Below are 17,925 nucleotides of genomic sequence, written 5' to 3' on the forward strand. Positions count from 1 at the left end.
AGAGACAATGGACGAGTTTAGGACGTTTGAAGGCAAGAGTATTGATGACGCAATATCCCAGGCCATGGCGTATTACGACGTGGCCCGGGCCCAGTTGGAAATAGACATCATCTGCGACGCCAAGGCCGGCATCTTCGGTCTGGTGGGCGCGCGCAAGGCCCAGGTCAAGGCCCGCCGGCGGGAATCTGCCCGCCGGCAGGTCGAGGCCATGCGCATCGGGACCGAGGTCGAGGCAGTGACACAGTCGGGGGCTTCCTCCCCGGCCATCCCGGCCAGTTCCTCCGCCTTGACAGGCTCCGCCGCCTCACAGGCTGAGGCTGCAGCTGCCGGGGATGCAGGGACTGGCAATGCTGACAAGGCCACGGAGGACGCACCGGCCAGGGCCGAAAAGTCCCGGCGGAGCCGGTCGCGTCAGCGGCAGGCCCGCAAGCCGGCGGCTGCCGAGGGGGCGGATGGCGCGAATGCGGGAGACGCCTCGGCCCCGCAGTCCCCGCCCGCATCTCAGGCACAGCCTGCGCCGCAGGCCCAGACTGCCCCCCAAGCCAGGCAGGGGCAGCCCCGTCAATCCCAGCCGCAGCTCCGTCAGCAGGCTTCTGCGCGTCAGCATCAGCCTCCGGCCCGCCAACCCAGGGCCGAAGCCGCTCCCGTGGCTGATCTGACCGACGAACAGGCCGAGGCCGTCAAGGAACGGGTGCAGCAGATGATGGAGCAGTTGCTGGCCCCCCTGGTGGGCGAGCCGGTGTTGCAGCTCTCCATGCCGGAACCGGGCAAGATTCTGGTGGGCGTGGACGCCGGCGAGGATGTCGGCCTGCTCATTGGCAAGGAAGGTGGCACGCTGGCTGCGTTGCAGTATCTGGCCAACCGGATTCTGGCCAAGCAGACCGATGGCCCCCTGCCGCGACTTTCGTTGGAAGCCGGAAATTATAAAGAACGTCAGGATGATACCCTGCGTCAGCTGGCGCTGAACCTGGCCGAAAAGGCCCGGTCCTCGGGCAAGGCCCAGTCCACCCGGCCGCTTTCGTCCTATCATCGCCGCGTCATTCATGTGGCCTTGCAGGAAGACGGCACCGTGGTGACCCGCAGCAAGGGGGAAGGCGCGCTCAAACGAGTGGTCATCCTGCCGAAAAAAGCCAAGCCGGCCGCGCAGTCTGGCGCTCAGGTCGAGGGGATGGAAGACATGGCCCAGCCAGACGTCCAGACCCCAGACCTCCAGCCAGACGTCCAGGCCCCGGCCGCTCTGGATTACGACGCAGCCGGAGTTGAAGGTGCCGAAATGGCAGCGAATACCGGTGCCACAGAGCCATCCAAGCCTCGCCGGCCCCGCCGCCCCCGCCGCAAACGCAGCACCCTGGGTGCCGCACAAGGCAACGGCCAGACCGCCGGACCGGAGAATGGTGCGGCTGGCGGGGAGGAGACTGGATCGGAGAATGGGCCGGAGAATGGGCCGGGCAAGGAGCCGGGCGAGCCGGGCAATGCCCTGCCGACAGCCACCGTGGCGGCCCCCGAGCACCTTGACCAGATTGAGTCCTGAGTCAGGCGGTCGCCGGCGCACGCCGCATACGAAACATGAGAAAGGGGGTTCCAGGAACCCCCTTTTTATTGAATCTGACTGATCAGCATTTGCTCCCGCAAAGGGTCTTCATGCCGCATTCGCCTTCTTCCATGTTCGCGTCGCCCGCAGGCGATACCATTGCCGCCATTGCCACGCCAGCCGGACAGGGCGGGGTGGGGGTGGTGCGCGTGTCCGGCCCGGCCAGCCGGCAGGTGCTGGCGGAGATTTTTCGGCCATCTGCACCGGGATTTACAGGATTTCTGCCCCGGTATCTGCATCACGGGCATGTGGTGGATTGCTGCGGCGCTGTCTTGGACGAGTGCCTGGCCGTGTTGTTTCCGGCGCCGCACTCCTTCACCGGCGAGGAGGTGGCGGAGCTGCAGTGTCATGGTGGCGGCGTGCTGGTGCGGGCCGTGCTGGAGCGCGTGCTGGGGACGGGGCTGGCCCGGCTGGCACTGGCCGGCGAGTTTTCGAAGCGGGCCTTTCTGAATGGGAAACTGGATCTGGCCCAGGCCGAAGCCGTGGCCGAGGCCATCACCGCGCCCACGCTTGCCGCGGCCCGGCTGGCCCAGGATCGCATGTCCGGCGCCCTCTCCCGACGCATCGAGGGCCTGCGGGCAGATCTGGAGTCCCTCAAGCGCGACTGCTGCCTGGCGGTGGATTTTCCCGAGGACGAGGTGGAGTGTCTGCCTCCGGACGTGTTTCAGGCGCAGGTGCAGGCCGTGGCCCGGGCGGTGTCCGGACTGGCGGCCCAGCACCGGCGGACGCGGCTGGTCCGGGAGGGGGCGCTGGTGGTCCTGGCCGGGCGGGTCAATGCCGGCAAATCCAGTTTGCTGAACGCGCTGCTTGGCCGTCAGCGGGCCATTGTCTCGGACTTGCCGGGCACCACACGGGATTATCTGGAAGAATCCCTGTTGCTGGACGGCCTGGCCGTGCGTCTGGTGGACACCGCCGGCCTGCGGCAAGGCGGCGACCCGACTTCCGATGCCCCGGCGGTTCTGGACGAAGCCGAGGCCCAGGGCATTGCCCGCAGTCGGGAGCTTATGGACGGGGCGGACTTGATCCTGCTGGTCATGGATGCCCGGCTGGCAGCCTGGGCCGACCCGGGGAGTCCGGAACGTCAGCTGTTGCGCAGGGTTGAAGGGGCCATGCCCCGGACGCCGGTCCTGCCGGTAATCAACAAGATCGATCTGGTGCAATTTCCGGCCATTCCGGCACTTACGGGCGCGGCTGAGGCAGTGGCCGTCAGCGCGGTCACGGGGCAGGGGGTGGATGACCTGGTCCAGGCCATGTCTGCCTGTTTGCGAACCGCTGCGTGTGAGGGCAAGACTGACGTCCTGACCCCGAACCTCCGGCAGACCCAATTGCTGGACGCGGCCGGTCAGGAACTACTGGCCTTGCTGGAAGCGCAGCAGGCCGGGTTGCCGTATGATCTGCTGGCCGTGCGTCTGGATGCGGCCATCTCCCTGCTTGCGGAAATTACCGGCGCCATCACCAGCGAGGCCATTCTGGAGCAGATTTTTTCGAGCTTCTGCATCGGAAAGTAGTCCTGGCGGTGCCTCGTCTATTCTGGCGGCAGATCCCAGGCCTGACGCAGGCGGGCGAAGGCCTCGCGCAGGGTGGTCTCCTGCAGTTGCAGCAGGTCCAGCACCTTCCAGATGGCCTTGGCCTCGCGCAGGGCCAGACAGTCAGCATCCAGCACGCGCAGGCGGCGGCGCACAAACCAGAGCGGGAAGAGCGTGCAGTGCGCCGGGCGTACATGCCGGGGCAGGGTGCAGCCCTCGGGGCCCAGAAACACGCAGCTCCCGTCGTCCTTTATCGCCAGCTGCATGTGTGTGCCGTTCATGGGCACCAGCTCGCGCACCCGGTCGGCATCGTCGGGAAAAAGGCGGAGCATCGCTTCCTGAAAGGCCGGAGAATTGGGCGCGGCGACCACCGGGTCCAGGCCATCCGGCGCCACATCCCGCAGCCGCCGGATTTCCGCATCGAAAAGCGGGAACAGCATGTCTTCATCGCCGGGAACCACCACGCAGCACCGGGCGCAGCGGGCGCACACATGCGGCGTGGGTGGTGCGGCCGGGGAGGGGAGGGCTTCGGGCAAGGGCATGTATGGGGGATAGCGTCTGGACGTGACGCAGTCAACAGGCGGACGGATCACGACGGGGGGGAATGTGCAGGCACGCAGGGCTCTTGTCTGGAACGGTCGAGCCGGGTACAGGGAAGGGCATGGTTGACGAACACGTGCTCCCGGCCTCGATTCCCCTGCTGGCCATTGCCCTGGATCTGGCCCTGGGCGATCCCCATCGCCTGCCGCATCCCGTGCGCGGTATTGGCTGGCTGGCCGAGAAGCTGGAGCGGCTTTTTCGCCCGGAATCCGCCTCGCCTCTGGTGCACCGGGCCATGGGGCTGTGCTGCACGGTGTTGCTGATGCTCCTGGCCGGGACCCTGGCCGGGGCCGCCGTGGTGCTGTTGCCTTTGGGCGGGGTGGCGGCGTTGTATCTGGCCTTTGCCGGGCTGGCGCTCGGGCAGTTGCGGCGGGAGGCCCGACGGGTGCTCCGCCTGACCCGGGAGCAGGATGCCCTGGCCCGGAACGCGTTGCGCATGCTCGTCAGCCGGGACACGGAACACCTGACCATGCCCCAGGTGCGTCGCGCCCTGGCCGAAACCGTGAGCGAGAACACCTCCGACGGATTTGTGGCCCCGTTTTTCTACCTGGCCTTCTTTGGCCCGCCCGGGCTCTGGGCGTACAAGGCCGCTTCCACCCTCGACAGCATGTGGGGCTACAAGACGTCGCGCTTTCAGCATTTTGGCTGGGCCGCGGCCCGCGTGGACGATGTGCTGAACTACCTGCCTGCCCGGCTCACGGCCATGGCCATTCTGCTGGTGGCCTGGGCCCGGGGCTTTCTGGGCGGTCGCAGTGTGCGCCGGCTGCAACGCGCCTGGCGCTTTACCGTTCGCGATGCAAAAACCACCTCCAGCCCCAACGCCGGCTGGCCCATGGCTGCGGCAGCCTGGGGTATGGGCGCAGGAATGGGCGGACCGGCACGCTATTTTGGTCAGGCCACGGTCAAACCCTGGCTGGGGCCTCCGGAGCAGGGAGCAGGGGCAGAAGGGGAAGGCCGGCAATGGACCCAGGCCCGCTGTGAGGCCCTGGTGGAAGTCTGCACTGCAGCCTGTCTGATGGCGGCCCTGGGGCTGCATTTTCTGGCATTGAGTGCGGCGCTGGCCCTGTCTTCGTGGTGTGGCGTCTCCTGGCTTGGCTATTTCACGGGATGATGGCATGGTCCGGCTGTGTGGCGCCGGCACTCCGGCGTCGGTCGGCAGCGCATTTCAGCCCCACAGGAGGCGACATGTTTGCATTGATGGTGACCCTTCAAATCAAACCCGGCAAGCGCGAAGAATTTCTGGAAGTCATGATGGACGACGCCACCAACTCCGTGGCGCTGGAGTCGGGCTGCCTGCAGTTCAACGTCATCCAGGACCAGGAGGACGAACATACGCTGCATCTCTATGAAGTCTACGCCAGCAAGGAAGCCTTTGAAACGCACCGCGCCATGCCGCATTTCGCCCGGTTTGCCGCGGCGGCCGAGGTGCTGCTGGCGGCGCCCCCCGTGCGGGTATTCGGGACGCACCTGTTCCCGTCGGATGCGGCGTGGACCAAGCAAACAGCCTGATCTCCCCTTTGGCCGCACCGTGTTTTCACCAGGAAAGGCCGCTGCGGATGCGGCCTTTCCTGATATTGTTACTGGTGCTGTGGGGGGTGCTGGCCGCATGCGCAGTGGCGGCAGCCGCTGAGCCAGCCGGGCCTGCCGAAGCCGCCACGCCGGCGACACCGGCTTCGTCTGCCACGCCGGCAGGACCGCCTTTGCTGGTGGGGGTGGTGGAGGCGCCGCCCTTCGCCTATCAGGACGAAGAGGGCGCCTGGACGGGCATCGCGGTGGTGCTGTGGCGGACGATCATGGAGCATCGCAACCAGACCTGCACCTTTATCCCCATGGACCTCCCCGGGCTGCTGCAGGCGCTGGAAACCGGCAGCATCGACGCCGGTGTCTCCGCTCTGTCCATCACCTCCAGCCGCGAACAGCATATGGATTTTTCCTACCCGTATTACGATACGGATTTGGCTGTGGCCGTGCCGCACCAGGCCTCTGCCGGCGTGTTCCTGAATGTGGTGGAGGAGATTTTTTCCCTGGACTTTCTGGCCTATGTCTCGGCCATGCTCTTTCTGGCCCTGTTGGCCGGGCTGGTGGTCTGGCTGCTGGAACGCAAGGCGAATCCGGAGCAGTTCCGGCAAGGGCTGACGGGCGTGATCGATGGTGTCTGGTGGGCCAGCGTGACCATGACCACCGTGGGCTATGGTGATACGGCGCCCAAATCCACACCGGCCCGGGTGGTAGCCCTGCTCTGGATGTTCACCTGTGTGATTCTGGTGGCGGTCTTCACGGCAAGCATCACCACCACCTTGACGATGCATCGCATTGGCGGCCGGATTTCCAGCGCCGGGGATTTGCGCACGGCCCGTACGGGCTGTCTGGTGGATTCCCAGGCCGAGGAATACCTGCAGCACATCCGGGCCACGCCCCGACGGTACGAGACTCTGGACGCCGCCCTCGACGATCTCACGGCCGGCCGGCTCGACGCGGTGTTGCATGACCGGCCCCTGCTGCAATACGCCATGCTGCGCGGCACGGCCAAAGGGATCACCCTCCTTTCCATGATGGTGGATCAGGAAGACTACGGCTTTGCCTTTCCAGCCCACAGTCCCTGGCGAAAACGGGTGAACATCGCCCTCTTGCGCCTGCGCGCAGACCGCGCGTACTGGGAGCACCTGACCGAAACGTTTCTGGGATCCTGAAATCCTGCCACAGGCCAGATCCTCCAGGCCAGATCCCCTGTTGGACCTCGAAGCCAGCGGAACCGGCACGCGCCACGGCGTGCTCAGGCCTTGTCGTGCTCAGGCCTTGTCATGCACAATGCCGCCACTGTCTGACTCAAGGGTATGTGGTGCGGAGAGGTGCTCGCCAGGGGTATGCTGCCGGGACTGCGCAGCGATGTACTCGCCAATGGAGGGCAGCAGGCCCATTTTCCTATGGCGCTCGTAGCGCTCGGCCATGGCGTGCAGTTCGCGCCCCACGCTGGATTGCGAGGTGCGCGTCCATTCCTTGATGACGGCCCACATGGCATCGCGGGAAAAGCCGGGAGCAGACATGGCGTTCCTCCTGCGGCGCTCGAGCGCGAAATGAACAGGGCTCAGGCAGAGTAATTGGCCAGACGACCGGTCTCGGCCTCAATCAGAGGGGTGATCTCCACCATGGCGGGCTGCTCCGGCATGGTCAGGCCCCGGGCCTCCATGCGTTCGTGCAGTTCGGCCAGTTCCCGCTGCAAGGTGGAGGCAAAGGAGTGGGATACGCTGGAGGTCCGGGCAATGGCTTCCCAGTGTTGGGCCTTGGTCCAGGGCATGGTCAGTTCCTTTGTGTCGGCGCGCCTGCTGTATCAGGAGAGGCTCACTTCCACAGTCAAATCCCCAAACGGGGTGTTGAAGGGAATGCCGATAACAGGCCCATTGGTGGGGTGGACCACGGTATGCCCCTTGCCGTGCAGCACCTTGGGGATGCCGGCATGGAACTTCATGCCCTGGATGGCCAACCCCTTGCGCGCCTGACCGGAAATCATGTTCGTGAGTTCGCCCACGCCGTCCCAGACGTCCGGTCCCATCTCCCGGATGGTCTCATTGAGCATGTTGCCGACGATGACCTTGGCGCAATCTTCGGGAAAGCTCAGGGCAATGGAGCCGTTGGCATAGCCGTTCACATTGATGATGCCGCTCACTTCCCCACGGGCAAAGGTGGACTCCTTCAAAAACGGCTTGCCCGGAGTGGGCACCACCTGGGCCATGGTGGTGAGCACGTCCACAACCGCCTGCAGGAAGGGATTGATGAAGTCCACGTCAAATGTCCGCTTGCGCAGCCTGTTGGCAGCGCTGCCAGGACGGGGAATGTTGTTTGATTCGCCTTGGGCCATGCGGGCTCACCGTGTTGTTGTGCAGGAAAGGATGCCTTGAAGCCCCTTGCCGACAATTCCATCCGGGAGCATAGTAGAGATTCCCCCATGTTCGGTCAAGCAAGCGACGTGCAGAATCGCGTGAAAACGGAGGGATGTTCATGTCTGAGCAAGGGACGGCCGTGCGGCTTTCGGTGCAGGGGATGACCTGCGGGGCCTGTTCGGCCAGGGTGCAACGGGTAGCCTCCATGCAGGCCGGCGTCACGGCGGCGGATGTGTCCCTGCCGGCAGCCAGTGCGGACATTGTGTTTGATGCCGCGCTGGATGACGCTGCCCGGCGCGACGCCCTGAACGCCGTGCTGCAGGCCATTGGCAACGCAGGCTTTTCCGCCAGCGTGGCCTCGCGCCAGGCCGACGCCAGGGCCATGTGGGAGGCGCGGCAGCAAGAGCTGCGCGAGGAGCTGGAGGCGTGGCGCCGCCGCCTTGTTCCGGCCTTTATCTTTACCGTGCCCCTCTTCATTATTTCCATGGGCGAGATGGTCGGCCTGCCCATGCCGGCGTTTTTGAGCCCGCATCATCACCCCCTCAGCTTTGCGCTGATCCAGCTGGCCCTGGTGCTGCCCGTGGTCTGGACCGGGCGGCAGTATTACGTTTCCGGCGTGTCCCGGCTGTGGGCCAAGGCGCCGAACATGGATTCCCTCATCGCCCTGGGCACGGGCGCGGCGGTGGCCTATTCCACCTGGAACACCCTGGAGATCGCCCTGGGAGTGGACCCCATGCGCCGGGCCATGGATCTGTATTATGAAGGCGCGGCGGTGATCATCGCCCTGGTTTCCCTGGGCAAGTATTTCGAACTGCGCTCGCGCATGCAAACCTCCTCGGCCATCAAATCCCTGCTGCAGCTGACGCCGGAAGAAGCCACGCGGATTGTCGCCGGGGCAGGAGAGGACGCGCTGACCGCCACCACCACCGAACGTGTGGCCGTGGCGACGGTTCGGCCCGGGGATGTGCTGCTGGTGAAAAGCGGGGAGCGGGTGCCTGTTGATGGCGAGATTGTGGCCGGTGAAGCGGCGCTGGATGAAAGCATGCTCACTGGCGAGAGCCTGCCCGTGACCAAAGGCCCCGGCGAGATGGTGGCCGGCGGCACCGTGAGCGTGCAGGGCAGCCTGCGTCTCAGGGCCACCCGGGTGGGGGAGGAAACGGTGCTGGCGCGGATCATCGCCCTGGTGCAGCAGGCCCAGGGTTCCCGGGCGCCGGTGGCCAACCTGGCCGATCGCATCTCGCTGTATTTCGTCCCCGTGGTCATGGGCATTGCCCTGGTGGCCGGGCTGGCCTGGCTGGCAGCCGGCGAGCCGTTCAGCGTGGCCCTGCGCATCTGCATCAGCGTGCTGGTGATTGCCTGCCCCTGCGCCATGGGGCTGGCCACGCCCACCTCCATCATGGTCGCCACGGGGCGCGGCGCACAGCTGGGCGTGCTCTTCAAGAATGGCCTGGCCCTGGAGCAGTGCGGCAGAATTGAGGTGCTGGTGCTGGACAAAACCGGCACCCTGACCCAGGGCCGACCGCAGCTCATGGAAATCCAGCCGCTAGGGGAGTTCGACGAGACGACCTGCCTGACCCTGGCCGCCGCCGCGGAAGCCTCCTCCGAGCATCCGCTGGCCAAGGCCATCGTCCGGGCTGCCGCAGAGCGGGGGCTGACGCTGCCACCGGTCCTTTCCTTCGAAACCCAGACCGGCAAGGGCGTGACGGCTGTGATCCAGCAGCCCGAAGGCCAGGTACGGGTCGGCATCGGCTCCCCGAACTATCTTGAAGAAACAGGATTGCCCTATGGGGAAGGCCTGCGCCATCAGTTGGAGGCCCAGGGCGAAGCCGGCCGCACGCCGCTGCTCCTGGCGGTGGAGGGACGTATTGCCGCGGTCCTGGCCGTGGCCGACGCCCTGCGCCCTGAGGCCCGCGAGGTGCTGGACTGGCTGCGCGGCAACGGCATCCGGCCGGTGATGCTCACTGGCGATGCCCGGCGCACCGCCCTGGCCGTGGCCCGCGAGCTGGGGCTGGCCGGGAATGACGGGCAGGATGTCATGGCCGAAGTCTTGCCCGAGGGCAAGGCCGCGGCAGTGGCCCAGTGGAAGCAGGATGGCGGGCGGCCCCGGCTGGTGGGCATGGTGGGCGATGGTGTCAACGACGCCCCGGCCCTGGCCACGGCGGACGTGGGGCTGGCCATGGGCTCCGGTGTGGATGTGGCCGTGGAAACCGGGGACGTGGTGCTGCTCGGCGCTGGCGGTGCCGGCGGATTGCGCAGCCTGGTGACGGCCATCCGGCTTTCCCGGGCCACCCGGCGCAACATTCTGCAAAATCTTGGCTGGGCCTTTGGGTACAACATCCTGGGCATCCCCGTGGCCGCGGGCCTGCTGCATGCCTTCGGGGGTCCGACCCTGAGCCCCATGCTCGCCGGCGCGGCCATGGCCCTCAGCTCCGTGAGCGTGGTCAGCAACGCCCTCAGGCTCCGGTGGGCGAAGTGACTTCCCCAGCGCCGGCCTGCTGAATCCCGGCGCGGACATCGCTTTTGCGCCGACCCTTCCGGCGGGCCAGGAGGCGCATCGGGCCTTGCACTACCAGGAAGCGCCTGGCATGGCCCGTCTGTTTGTGGTGGATTCTCCCTGAATTGATCCAGTAATCCGCTCGGGGCATTTCAGGGGGAATCGTCCGGCGGCCTTGCGCAGCGCGTCTTTTTTCAAGCACCTGGGCAATATTTCTCTTACCCCGCCGTCTTGTTCTGCATGGCATCATCTTCCTCCCTCGCCGCCTTCGTGCAAGGCGAACGCTCCAGACTGCTGCGCTATGTGCGCAAACGGCTGTATCGCGCCTCGCGCATGGACGCCGAAGACATCCTTTCCGACGTGCTGCTGGGCCTCGTCCGGCGGGCGGACGTGTTCGGGGAGATCGAGAGTCTGGCCGCCTATGTGTATCGGGCCATAGAAAACAGGTTGATTGACGCGAGCCGCCGAGGCCACGCTGTCTGGCCGGCCGAGTCCCTGGACGAGGCGGCCCAGTCAGAAGCAGTGTGGGAGGATCACGGGGCGGTGTCACCGGAGCAGCAGGCCATGCGCGGGGAGCTTCGTGAGCGTCTGCTGGCTGCGCTGGGCACGCTCAGCCCGGCGGAACGGGCCGTCTGGCTGGCCACGGAAGTGGACGGCGTGAGCTTTCGGGAACTGGCGGAAGCCTGGGGCGAACCGCTGGGCACGCTGTTGTCCCGCAAGCACCGGGCCGTGGCCAAGCTGCAACAATATTTGCATGAATTTGCCAAGGAGTAAGCCATGATGCATTGCGCAATGACGGACACAACGCGAACCCCGCACAGCCGCGCCTGGCTCATCGCCGTTCATCTGGGCCTGGGGGTTGGGCTGGCGGCGGCATTGTCCCTTGGATTTGGCTGGGTTGTGATGCTCCTCTGGAACGTCCTCATGCCGGATCTCTTTGCCCTGCCAGCCATCGGCTACTGGCAGGGGGTGGGGCTGCTGCTGCTGACGCGCATCCTGACGGGAGGGCTGGGCCTGGGCGGGCACTCGCACCATACCCGGCGGGAGTCGCGCTCTCCCCGGCAGGAGTACGACGACTGGTGGCGGCAAGTGGGTGAGCAGACTGTTCGCGAGCAGAGGCAGGACGCTGCCGGGGAGCGGGCTCCCAGATAGTGGTGCAATAAAACTCCGGCGGGCGCGTCATATGCTGCAGGGCCGCCACTGCGGCCGAAGCAAGGAGGAAAGGATGATTGACGACGCCGTGATCCAGTCGTTCGAGTTGATGTGGGGCCTGTTTCCGGAATCCGTGATGCTGGTGCACAAGAACCGGACCATCCTGGCCGTGAACCGGCAGGGGCGGGAGCTAGGCGTGGCAACTGGCATCAAGTGCTCCAGTCTGAATCCGGAGAATCTTCACGACGCCAACTGCACCCATTGCCGGGCTGCTGCAAGCCTGCGGGAAGGGCAGGCCAAGTGGATATTCGGTGAGTTCCACGGGCGCAAGATTCGCGGATTCTGGGTGCCGCTTGACGGCGTGCCGGACGTGTACCTGCACTTCAGCGTGGGGACGGAGTCAGAGGCTGCTGCGTCCGTGTGATCGCACGAAGCTCCCGCCTGGAGCAGGCACAAACCCATGCGCCGGGGGAAGCGATTCCTCCGGCGCGTCTGTGTTCAGTCGGCATCCACCACGTGCGTGTGTTCGGCCACGAATTTGGCCACGCGGTACAGGTAGATGAAGTAGGCCAGACCGGCAGTGAGGCAGGCGAGAAGGAACCAGAGAATGGCATGCCCGATGCGGGAGGAGATATCCAGATCGCACACCAGCCGGCGGGAGCGGCCGCCGGAGTCCACAAGGCGGGTGCGATTGATGCAGAAGGCAGTGATGGCGTAGGGGTAGAGGAAGGCGGCGAGGCCAAAGGTCAGGATGGTCAGCAGAAACCACTTGAGGGCGTGAAAGAAGGCGGCCAGGAAGTCCAGATCCATTTCCATCGTGCCGATTTTCAACAACACCGTCATGCGAGTATCCTGTGGGGTGACCTTGGTGAGCCTGTGCCATCTGCGCCAACGCACAAGGCGCGGGCTAGCCCTTGATGTAGTCTTCCAGGCCCAGGTCCTCAAACTCCTTGCTCACCCAGAAGGCGGTGGCCCAGATCATCAGGGCTGTGGCCTGGGTGTCATCCAGCTTTTTGAGTTTGGCTTCGAGGGCCGCCGGCGAGGAACCATGGCGCGTGTGCACAAGATCCAGCTCGCACGCATCGGCAATGCGCAGCTGCAGGTAAGCCAGGCGGCTCTGGTCGGGGAGCAGGCGGACGTCCTTATGGGCCTCGACGATGGTTTTTAACTCCGCCGTAGAGAACATGGCCTTGATATTGTTCAACGCCCGATAAAAAGTGTCCACAGCCCAGGGGAGAATGAACTCCGCGCCGGCGCTTTTGGTCTTAAAGAACTCCTTGAGCCACTGCTCATGGGTGGGCGTAATTCGCGCAGCCACTTGCGGCATGTGCTCCCCCTTGGCTTATGGACTGCCTTGAGCGTGTCCTGCTGCAGGATGCAAGGTCTTGGCCGTGGAGCCCTCACCCGTTCACCCGGTCCACAGCGCAGCTTTCATGTAGCGCATTTCACCGGGTAGATCAAGATTATTTCTAGATGGAATACGGTCAGAAAAGCAACATGAATTGATTGCGTTAGATGATGGAATCTGCACCCGCAGGGCGACGCCGATCATGATAATGTTTAACGCACCACGATTCATGAATGTTGGCGCAAGGCAGGCCAAGGACTGCGCGGCGTCCGTATTTGGACAGGTGCAGCACGGGCCTTCTGCATGGCCGGGCAGGGGAGGCGGGCCTTCAGCACGTATTATCCGTCAAACTCTTCCTTGATTTTGCGGAAAAGAACCAGCAAAAATGGCTCTGGTGCATCCACGCCATCCATGGCCAGCCGGGTGATCTGCATCACCTCGTTGCCGCTGGGCGTGGTCACGCGGGCCACTTCCATGCGGTGGCGGCGGATTCGCCCGGTCTCGGGGTCATTGGCGGAAAGGGCCAGCACCCAGCGGGGAGGGTTGGTCAGCCTGGAGAGGGCCACATGGCCGCGGCGCGTGCCGCCATGCTCCACCAGATGCATGAAGTCCTGCAGGCTGAACGGCTTGGTCCGACCCACCACGCCCAGGTACTCGTTGGCCGCGGTGCGGATGACCAGCGGCAGGGAGAGGTGCCAGTCATCCTCGGCACCGCCGGGGGGCGCGTGAGCACCGGGATTTTGTTGCGCTTTGCGGCGGGATTCGTTGTCGTGGTGCGCCCGCTGGTGTGTCTGTTGATGGGCCTGTTCCTGGCGCAGGCGCTCGGTCAGAGCGTCGCGCAATTCATCCAGCTCCAGGGAAAGGGCCACTCGCTGGGATCGCTCCTCGAATACCTGCGCATCCAGGTCGCGGGATTTGGCCCGCACGGAGGCCAGTTCATCCCGCACCGATTCAAGCTCCCGTCGCAAGGCAGTCTGGGCTTCCAGCAACTGGGAGAATCGTTCCAGAACAGAGGAGGCAAACTGCGGGGAGGGATCCTCCATGGCCCTGGCGGCGCCGTAGAGTCTGGCAGCCAGATCCTGCTCAATGGCATCGGTGGTCCAGTGCTGGGTGTACATATCTCGGATCTCCTTGAAAATATGGAGGGCTTCAGGCGGATAGGCGGTCCTTGCAGACGAGGACGCGGGCGAGGAAGCACCAGCAGGAGGAGGGCACGTCGGGATATACGCCTCAAAGCGGTCCTTATAATACGAGACGCTGGAAGGCGGGATGCCGAGACGTCGGCTGATCTCACGCAGGGAGAGGCGTTCTGGGCGAATGTTGTTGCGCATGGTTGTTTATTTTTTCAACACCATGCCCGATAGTTAAAAAAAGTCAAGAAAATTGCTAGATGTGATTGTTGAACAATTGTTGCACATCCTCCCGGGGCCGGCGTTGTTACCTGAACGCTTTACGGAATGGAATTGGCCGTGTAGGGAGTGGATTCTATTTGTTTTGCACTGAAACCTTCGCACTCCAACCGTGCGATGTGATTTTGGATGCTGATGTTATGAACATGGCCCTGCTCGTGTCGCTTGCCGGCGGCATCGGGTTTTTGGTGACGCTATGCGCCATCCCGTTCGCCAAGCGTCTTGCCGGACGCTTTGATATTGTCAGCTACCCGGGTGGGCACAGCTGCCATTCCCGCCCCGTGCCCCTGCTGGGCGGTGGGGCCATGCTGGCGGGGGTGGTGGCTGCCTGGTTGTTCTTTTTTGTCGCCATCGCTCTGCATCCGGGGGCGGAACAGCACCCCGGGATGCGGCAGATGATCTCACTGATGCTTGGGTCACTCTGGATTTGCGGCCTGGGCACCCTCGACGACAAGCGGCACCTGGGCTGGCGCAACAAGCTCTTGGGCGAGTTGGTGGGGGTGGCCATCCTCATTGCCGGGGGGCATACCATCACCGTGGCGACCATCCCCTTTGTGGGGGTGGTACACTTCGGCTGGCTGGGCGTGCCCATCTTCGCCCTGACGATCCTGACCATCACCAATGCCGTGAATCTCATTGACGGGATCGATGGCCTTGCCGGCGGCATCTGTTTCTTTGCCGCGCTGGTCACGGGCATCATCGGCCTGGTCAAGGGTGATTTGTTTGCCGTGGCCACTGGATTTGGCGTGGCGGGGACCATCCTGGCCTTTCTGGTGTACAATTTTCCGCCCGCATCCATATTCATGGGCGATGGCGGCAGTCTGCTCCTAGGCTTCCTGCTGGGCGCCATGGCCAGCAGCTCCGCCGCCACCACGTCCGGGCAGCGCTCTGGCGCCTTGGTGATGCTGCTGGCGCCATTCCTTCCCTTTGGTATAGCACTGCTGGATGTGGTGCTGGCCATCGCGCGGCGGGGGCTTTCCGGACGGCGGATTTTTCTGCCGGATACGGATCACCTGCATCACCGGCTCATGGAAGCAGTGGGCCGCCCTCGTGGCGTGGTGGGCATTTTGTACGCCTTCAGCGCGCTGCTCTCCGCGCTTACCCTGACTCTTATTCTCGGGCAACGGAGCACTTCCTCGCTGGTACTGCTCAGCTTGGCCGGAGTCTTGCTGATAGGACTTGTGGTGATGGTGCTTCGCCTCTATATGCGCGAAAGCCTCCCTTCCATACTGGAAAACCGGCCACACATGAAGTTTCTGGCGAGCTACATGGATTACATGAGTCGCCGCGCCGGACGTTGCGAGTCCGCCGAGGAGCTGTATACCCTGCTAGGCAGCGGTGTGCATGACCTTGCCTTTGATAGCGTCACCCTGCTGCGTCATGGACAGGTGCTCCGCCGCTGGGACCGCACTGAAAAGACGCACCCCGAAGCCGAACGCCATGAAGAAGCCCGCCAGTTAGGGAGCGAGCTGATCGTTCAGGCGGTTATTCCGCAGCATTGCAGTCTTGCGTATCAGAAGTACCTGGTTCTGGTGTGGAATCAATTTCTTCGCGCAGTGGAATGCCGGCTCAGGGAATTGGTGGACGGCGTCTGCACCTCCGCCGACGACCCTGAGTGTCCCTGCTGATTATTCACGAAATTCTCCCTTTCTTGCCCTGTTTTGACCCTGCACAAAGTCGCCCGGAACCGTGCATGTGGGAGCATGTGCTGCACCTTGGCTGAAAATGTTTCGTGAGGTGAGGTCTGGCGTCGGACAATGGCCCTGTACCGATGAGGTTGCAAAAAAAAGGGGCCCTTCCCTAAGGAAGGACCCCGTGTGCATCAGGTCGGAGAGGCGCCAGACCTAGAACCCGAAGCCGTCGGAGCTGGGAGCAGAAGCACCAAAGCCGAAGCTGTCCGGCACCGCTGCTTCCTCGGCAGCCGGGGCAGCTGCGGCAGCGCCGGCCGCCGGAGCTGCCCCGCCAGCAGCCACGGTGACCACGCCGTGCTTTTTGACGTCTTCAATCATCTTGAGCAGTTCGTCCACCTTGCCAATGTATTCTTCCACCTTGGCCTGGGAGGTGACGAGAACCTTCTCGCCTTCGCCCTTGGCGGATTCTTCAAACGCTTCGACCTTGCCCTTGTAGAAGGCCAGGGACTTGCCGGTCTCCTCCAGCTTGGCGTTGGCGCCGGCCAGGGAGGTTTCCAGGGAGGCGACCTTGGCGGTCAGCTCTTCCTGGGCCTTCATCATGCCTTCCATCCGGGCAAAGATGGCGTCCAGTTCGTTTTTGGCCAGGGGAGGCAGTTGGGTAACGGAAACATTGTCGCCCATGGCCACGACGTCGCCACCCTTCATGCGGGCCAGTTCGGGATGCTGTTCGTAAATGTAGGCCCGGCACAGCGCGCTGGCGATGGGCTTGCCGCAGTCACAGATTTCGCGGCCGGTCATGAACGAGAGCAGTTCTTTGACCGAGGCGGCCTGGGCTTCCTGCTCCACACCCTTCAACAGCGCCGCAAAGGCAGCCATGGGGAAAATTTTACGAGCTTCGGACATTGGAAAACTCCTCCTTGAAATCAAATGCTTACACGTGGAAGGTCCTGTCCGCCACAGCAGGCATGGGCAGCCGGCCGGCGACGCGGGTGTAGACCAGAGCGGCAGTGCGATAGACCAAGTGCCCCAGCTTGGACCAGGGCAGGTACGCGATGAGCATGAACACACTGATCAGATGCAAGTAGTAGGTGAAGTACGCCAGAGTGGCCCAGTTAACCCACCGCAGGAGCTGGCTGCCAATGCCCGTCAGCGCCACGGCCCAGATCACGCCGAGCAGGAACCAGTCTGAATAGCTGGAGGTACTTCTGGATTTGTCCAGATTCATCCGCCGCTTGGTCAGTGCCAGCAGGCCGATGATGAGCATCACGGCGCCAACGTTGGCAAGAAGCTTCACCGGATTGTAAAGCGGAAGCGGCGTGTGCCCCATGGGTTCCAGGAAGTGCAGAAATGGCAGGAAGACTGGCCCCCAGTGAGACACAGCAATGACACCTGTGACGATGGCCAGCGCAATGAAGGCGAAGAACGTATAAAAATGCCCCTTGAAGCGCGCTTGATCGCCAGGAGTTTCGCCGCAATCCTTCCACTTGTTGTGAGTGATCAGTTCTTCAAGAATCACTTCCCTGATGGCTTGCAGCCATCCGACCTTCTTATGAGGGCCAATGAAAACTGTTTTGGGGCCTTTGTCGAATTCTGCAAAGAGTTTGCGAACACCCTTGTAAAAGGTGTACACCACAAAGGCAAAGGTCAAACAAAAGATAGGGTCAATGGTGTAGTCGCCAGGAAAAAGCTTGCCATAAACAATTTTGCCTTCTGGGATTCCAAATCCAGCTACGATAAGCCAGATAAATGCAAACAGCACCGCAGGAATAGCAAGCAACTTTGGCAAATGCTTGGGGGCGCTCATCCATTCCCCCAAAAATTTCGGGCCCACCAGTTCACGATATACCATGGACCGGGCCGCAGCCAGCACATCGCCAGGCTTGGCGCCGCGGGGGCAAAGATCCGAACAATTGCCGCACCGATGACACAACCACAGGTCGATGTCGGAAAGCAGCTTGTCCTTGAGGCCCCATTGCGCCCACACCATCTCCTTGCGCGGAAATGGGCCATCCTGCGGCGAGAGCGGGCAGGCAACGCTGCACGTCGCGCACTGATAGCAGCGTTTGACGGTGTCGCCGCCCGCAGCTTGCAGATTTTTGATGAATTCGAGGTTCGGCGCGATGCGCTGTGTCTGCGGCATGTCGCGATCTCCTTATGGTGCGTGCCAGGCTGGTCTGATGGCAGCGGCTTGTGAAAAAAATCCTGAACGCAATCTGCGTATCAGGACTCCTAGGAAAAGCCAAGCGTTTTCCGCACGATGCCCCACACGGCCATCACTAGAGCGTTCTTCGCTAAC

Annotated in this window: 19 protein-coding genes; 10 read left to right on the top strand and 9 right to left on the bottom strand. The window is 63.6% G+C overall.

What is annotated here, in order from left to right; all coding sequences use genetic code 11:
* Positions 1-7: 7 nt before the first annotated feature.
* Positions 8-1,531: a Jag family protein gene (locus ACYQ00_RS17420; RefSeq protein WP_460033359.1), complete on the top strand. Its 1,524-nt coding sequence runs from the start codon at positions 8-10 to the stop codon at positions 1,529-1,531.
* Between the two features lie 110 nt (positions 1,532-1,641).
* On the top strand, positions 1,642-3,099 hold the full coding sequence (gene mnmE, locus ACYQ00_RS17425; protein WP_460033360.1) for a tRNA uridine-5-carboxymethylaminomethyl(34) synthesis GTPase MnmE: 1,458 nt from the start codon (positions 1,642-1,644) through the stop codon (positions 3,097-3,099).
* 17 nt (positions 3,100-3,116) lie between these two features.
* Here the strand turns inward: mnmE and ACYQ00_RS17430 are convergent, their stop codons facing one another.
* Positions 3,117-3,659: a YkgJ family cysteine cluster protein gene (locus ACYQ00_RS17430; protein ID WP_460033361.1), complete on the bottom strand. Its 543-nt coding sequence runs from the start codon at positions 3,657-3,659 to the stop codon at positions 3,117-3,119.
* A gap of 119 nt (positions 3,660-3,778) precedes the next feature.
* On the opposite strand from ACYQ00_RS17430, the gene cbiB reads away from it, so the two are divergent.
* The 3 genes from cbiB to ACYQ00_RS17445 all read left to right on the top strand — a co-directional run bounded on the left by cbiB (position 3,779) and on the right by ACYQ00_RS17445 (position 6,407).
* Positions 3,779-4,828 (top strand): adenosylcobinamide-phosphate synthase CbiB, encoded by a 1,050-nt coding sequence (cbiB, locus tag ACYQ00_RS17435; RefSeq protein WP_460033362.1) that lies wholly within the window; start codon positions 3,779-3,781, stop codon positions 4,826-4,828.
* Positions 4,829-4,902: 74 nt separating this feature from the next.
* Entirely contained in the window at positions 4,903-5,226 is a 324-nt protein-coding gene (locus tag ACYQ00_RS17440; RefSeq protein WP_460033363.1) for a putative quinol monooxygenase, read from the top strand.
* A gap of 47 nt (positions 5,227-5,273) precedes the next feature.
* Complete coding sequence (locus ACYQ00_RS17445; RefSeq protein ID WP_460033364.1) at positions 5,274-6,407, top strand: transporter substrate-binding domain-containing protein; 1,134 nt, start codon at positions 5,274-5,276, stop codon at positions 6,405-6,407.
* Positions 6,408-6,506: 99 nt separating this feature from the next.
* On the opposite strand, the gene ACYQ00_RS17450 is transcribed toward ACYQ00_RS17445, so the two are convergent.
* From ACYQ00_RS17450 to ACYQ00_RS17460, 3 genes are read right to left on the bottom strand one after another with little or no spacing between them, the layout of a single operon-like run.
* Positions 6,507-6,761, bottom strand: a complete 255-nt coding sequence (locus ACYQ00_RS17450; protein WP_460033365.1) for a hypothetical protein — start codon at positions 6,759-6,761, stop codon at positions 6,507-6,509.
* Positions 6,762-6,802: 41 nt separating this feature from the next.
* Complete coding sequence (locus ACYQ00_RS17455; RefSeq protein WP_460033366.1) at positions 6,803-7,012, bottom strand: hypothetical protein; 210 nt, start codon at positions 7,010-7,012, stop codon at positions 6,803-6,805.
* A 33-nt stretch (positions 7,013-7,045) separates the two neighbouring features.
* Entirely contained in the window at positions 7,046-7,573 is a 528-nt protein-coding gene (locus ACYQ00_RS17460) for a chemotaxis protein CheX (protein ID WP_460033367.1), read from the bottom strand.
* A gap of 140 nt (positions 7,574-7,713) precedes the next feature.
* On the opposite strand from ACYQ00_RS17460, the gene ACYQ00_RS17465 reads away from it, so the two are divergent.
* From ACYQ00_RS17465 to ACYQ00_RS17480, 4 genes are all read left to right on the top strand, one after another.
* Positions 7,714-10,071, top strand: a complete 2,358-nt coding sequence (locus ACYQ00_RS17465) for a heavy metal translocating P-type ATPase (protein WP_460033368.1) — start codon at positions 7,714-7,716, stop codon at positions 10,069-10,071.
* A 258-nt stretch (positions 10,072-10,329) separates the two neighbouring features.
* Positions 10,330-10,863, top strand: coding sequence for an RNA polymerase sigma factor (locus ACYQ00_RS17470; protein ID WP_460033369.1), 534 nt, complete (start codon positions 10,330-10,332; stop codon positions 10,861-10,863).
* Between the two features lie 3 nt (positions 10,864-10,866).
* Complete coding sequence (locus ACYQ00_RS17475; protein ID WP_460033370.1) at positions 10,867-11,241, top strand: hypothetical protein; 375 nt, start codon at positions 10,867-10,869, stop codon at positions 11,239-11,241.
* 73 nt (positions 11,242-11,314) lie between these two features.
* Positions 11,315-11,665: a S1 domain-containing protein gene (locus tag ACYQ00_RS17480; protein ID WP_460033371.1), complete on the top strand. Its 351-nt coding sequence runs from the start codon at positions 11,315-11,317 to the stop codon at positions 11,663-11,665.
* Between the two features lie 74 nt (positions 11,666-11,739).
* Here ACYQ00_RS17480 and ACYQ00_RS17485 read toward each other — a convergent pair whose 3' ends face one another.
* From ACYQ00_RS17485 to ACYQ00_RS17495, 3 genes are all read right to left on the bottom strand, one after another.
* Complete coding sequence (locus ACYQ00_RS17485; protein WP_460033372.1) at positions 11,740-12,084, bottom strand: DUF6693 family protein; 345 nt, start codon at positions 12,082-12,084, stop codon at positions 11,740-11,742.
* A gap of 64 nt (positions 12,085-12,148) precedes the next feature.
* Complete coding sequence (locus ACYQ00_RS17490; RefSeq protein WP_460033373.1) at positions 12,149-12,568, bottom strand: hypothetical protein; 420 nt, start codon at positions 12,566-12,568, stop codon at positions 12,149-12,151.
* A 359-nt stretch (positions 12,569-12,927) separates the two neighbouring features.
* Positions 12,928-13,707 carry a hypothetical protein gene (locus ACYQ00_RS17495; protein ID WP_460033374.1) on the bottom strand — a complete coding sequence of 260 codons (780 nt, stop codon included), beginning with the start codon at positions 13,705-13,707 and terminating at the stop codon, positions 12,928-12,930.
* Between the two features lie 431 nt (positions 13,708-14,138).
* On the opposite strand from ACYQ00_RS17495, the gene ACYQ00_RS17500 reads away from it, so the two are divergent.
* On the top strand, positions 14,139-15,626 hold the full coding sequence (locus tag ACYQ00_RS17500) for a glycosyltransferase family 4 protein (RefSeq protein WP_460033375.1): 1,488 nt from the start codon (positions 14,139-14,141) through the stop codon (positions 15,624-15,626).
* Positions 15,627-15,842: 216 nt separating this feature from the next.
* On the opposite strand, the gene ACYQ00_RS17505 is transcribed toward ACYQ00_RS17500, so the two are convergent.
* Together ACYQ00_RS17505 and qmoC are read right to left on the bottom strand one after the other, a co-directional pair.
* Positions 15,843-16,532, bottom strand: a complete 690-nt coding sequence (locus tag ACYQ00_RS17505; RefSeq protein WP_460033376.1) for a zinc ribbon domain-containing protein — start codon at positions 16,530-16,532, stop codon at positions 15,843-15,845.
* Between the two features lie 28 nt (positions 16,533-16,560).
* A complete protein-coding gene (gene qmoC, locus ACYQ00_RS17510) occupies positions 16,561-17,769 on the bottom strand; it encodes a quinone-interacting membrane-bound oxidoreductase complex subunit QmoC (RefSeq protein ID WP_460033377.1) in 1,209 nt (402 codons plus the stop codon).
* Between the last annotated feature and the right edge of the window lie 156 nt (positions 17,770-17,925).

This window comes from Megalodesulfovibrio paquesii, assembly GCF_054653055.1.

Bases quoted from the DNA above. Each gene is read 5' to 3' on its own strand.
- ACYQ00_RS17450 (WP_460033365.1), bottom strand. From the start codon at position 6,761: ATGTCTGCTCCCGGCTTTTCCCGCGATGCCATGTGGGCCGTCATCAAG.
- ACYQ00_RS17485 (WP_460033372.1), bottom strand. From the start codon at position 12,084: ATGACGGTGTTGTTGAAAATCGGCACGATGGAAATGGATCTGGACTTC.
- cbiB (WP_460033362.1), top strand. From the start codon at position 3,779: ATGGTTGACGAACACGTGCTCCCGGCCTCGATTCCCCTGCTGGCCATT.
- mnmE (WP_460033360.1), top strand. From the start codon at position 1,642: ATGCCGCATTCGCCTTCTTCCATGTTCGCGTCGCCCGCAGGCGATACC.
- ACYQ00_RS17430 (WP_460033361.1), bottom strand. From the start codon at position 3,659: ATGCCCTTGCCCGAAGCCCTCCCCTCCCCGGCCGCACCACCCACGCCG.
- ACYQ00_RS17465 (WP_460033368.1), top strand. From the start codon at position 7,714: ATGTCTGAGCAAGGGACGGCCGTGCGGCTTTCGGTGCAGGGGATGACC.
- ACYQ00_RS17475 (WP_460033370.1), top strand. From the start codon at position 10,867: ATGATGCATTGCGCAATGACGGACACAACGCGAACCCCGCACAGCCGC.
- ACYQ00_RS17455 (WP_460033366.1), bottom strand. From the start codon at position 7,012: ATGCCCTGGACCAAGGCCCAACACTGGGAAGCCATTGCCCGGACCTCC.
- ACYQ00_RS17470 (WP_460033369.1), top strand. From the start codon at position 10,330: ATGGCATCATCTTCCTCCCTCGCCGCCTTCGTGCAAGGCGAACGCTCC.
- ACYQ00_RS17495 (WP_460033374.1), bottom strand. From the start codon at position 13,707: ATGTACACCCAGCACTGGACCACCGATGCCATTGAGCAGGATCTGGCT.
- ACYQ00_RS17440 (WP_460033363.1), top strand. From the start codon at position 4,903: ATGTTTGCATTGATGGTGACCCTTCAAATCAAACCCGGCAAGCGCGAA.
- ACYQ00_RS17490 (WP_460033373.1), bottom strand. From the start codon at position 12,568: ATGCCGCAAGTGGCTGCGCGAATTACGCCCACCCATGAGCAGTGGCTC.
- ACYQ00_RS17500 (WP_460033375.1), top strand. From the start codon at position 14,139: ATGAACATGGCCCTGCTCGTGTCGCTTGCCGGCGGCATCGGGTTTTTG.
- ACYQ00_RS17480 (WP_460033371.1), top strand. From the start codon at position 11,315: ATGATTGACGACGCCGTGATCCAGTCGTTCGAGTTGATGTGGGGCCTG.
- ACYQ00_RS17505 (WP_460033376.1), bottom strand. From the start codon at position 16,532: ATGTCCGAAGCTCGTAAAATTTTCCCCATGGCTGCCTTTGCGGCGCTG.
- ACYQ00_RS17420 (WP_460033359.1), top strand. From the start codon at position 8: ATGGACGAGTTTAGGACGTTTGAAGGCAAGAGTATTGATGACGCAATA.
- ACYQ00_RS17460 (WP_460033367.1), bottom strand. From the start codon at position 7,573: ATGGCCCAAGGCGAATCAAACAACATTCCCCGTCCTGGCAGCGCTGCC.
- qmoC (WP_460033377.1), bottom strand. From the start codon at position 17,769: ATGCCGCAGACACAGCGCATCGCGCCGAACCTCGAATTCATCAAAAAT.
- ACYQ00_RS17445 (WP_460033364.1), top strand. From the start codon at position 5,274: ATGCGGCCTTTCCTGATATTGTTACTGGTGCTGTGGGGGGTGCTGGCC.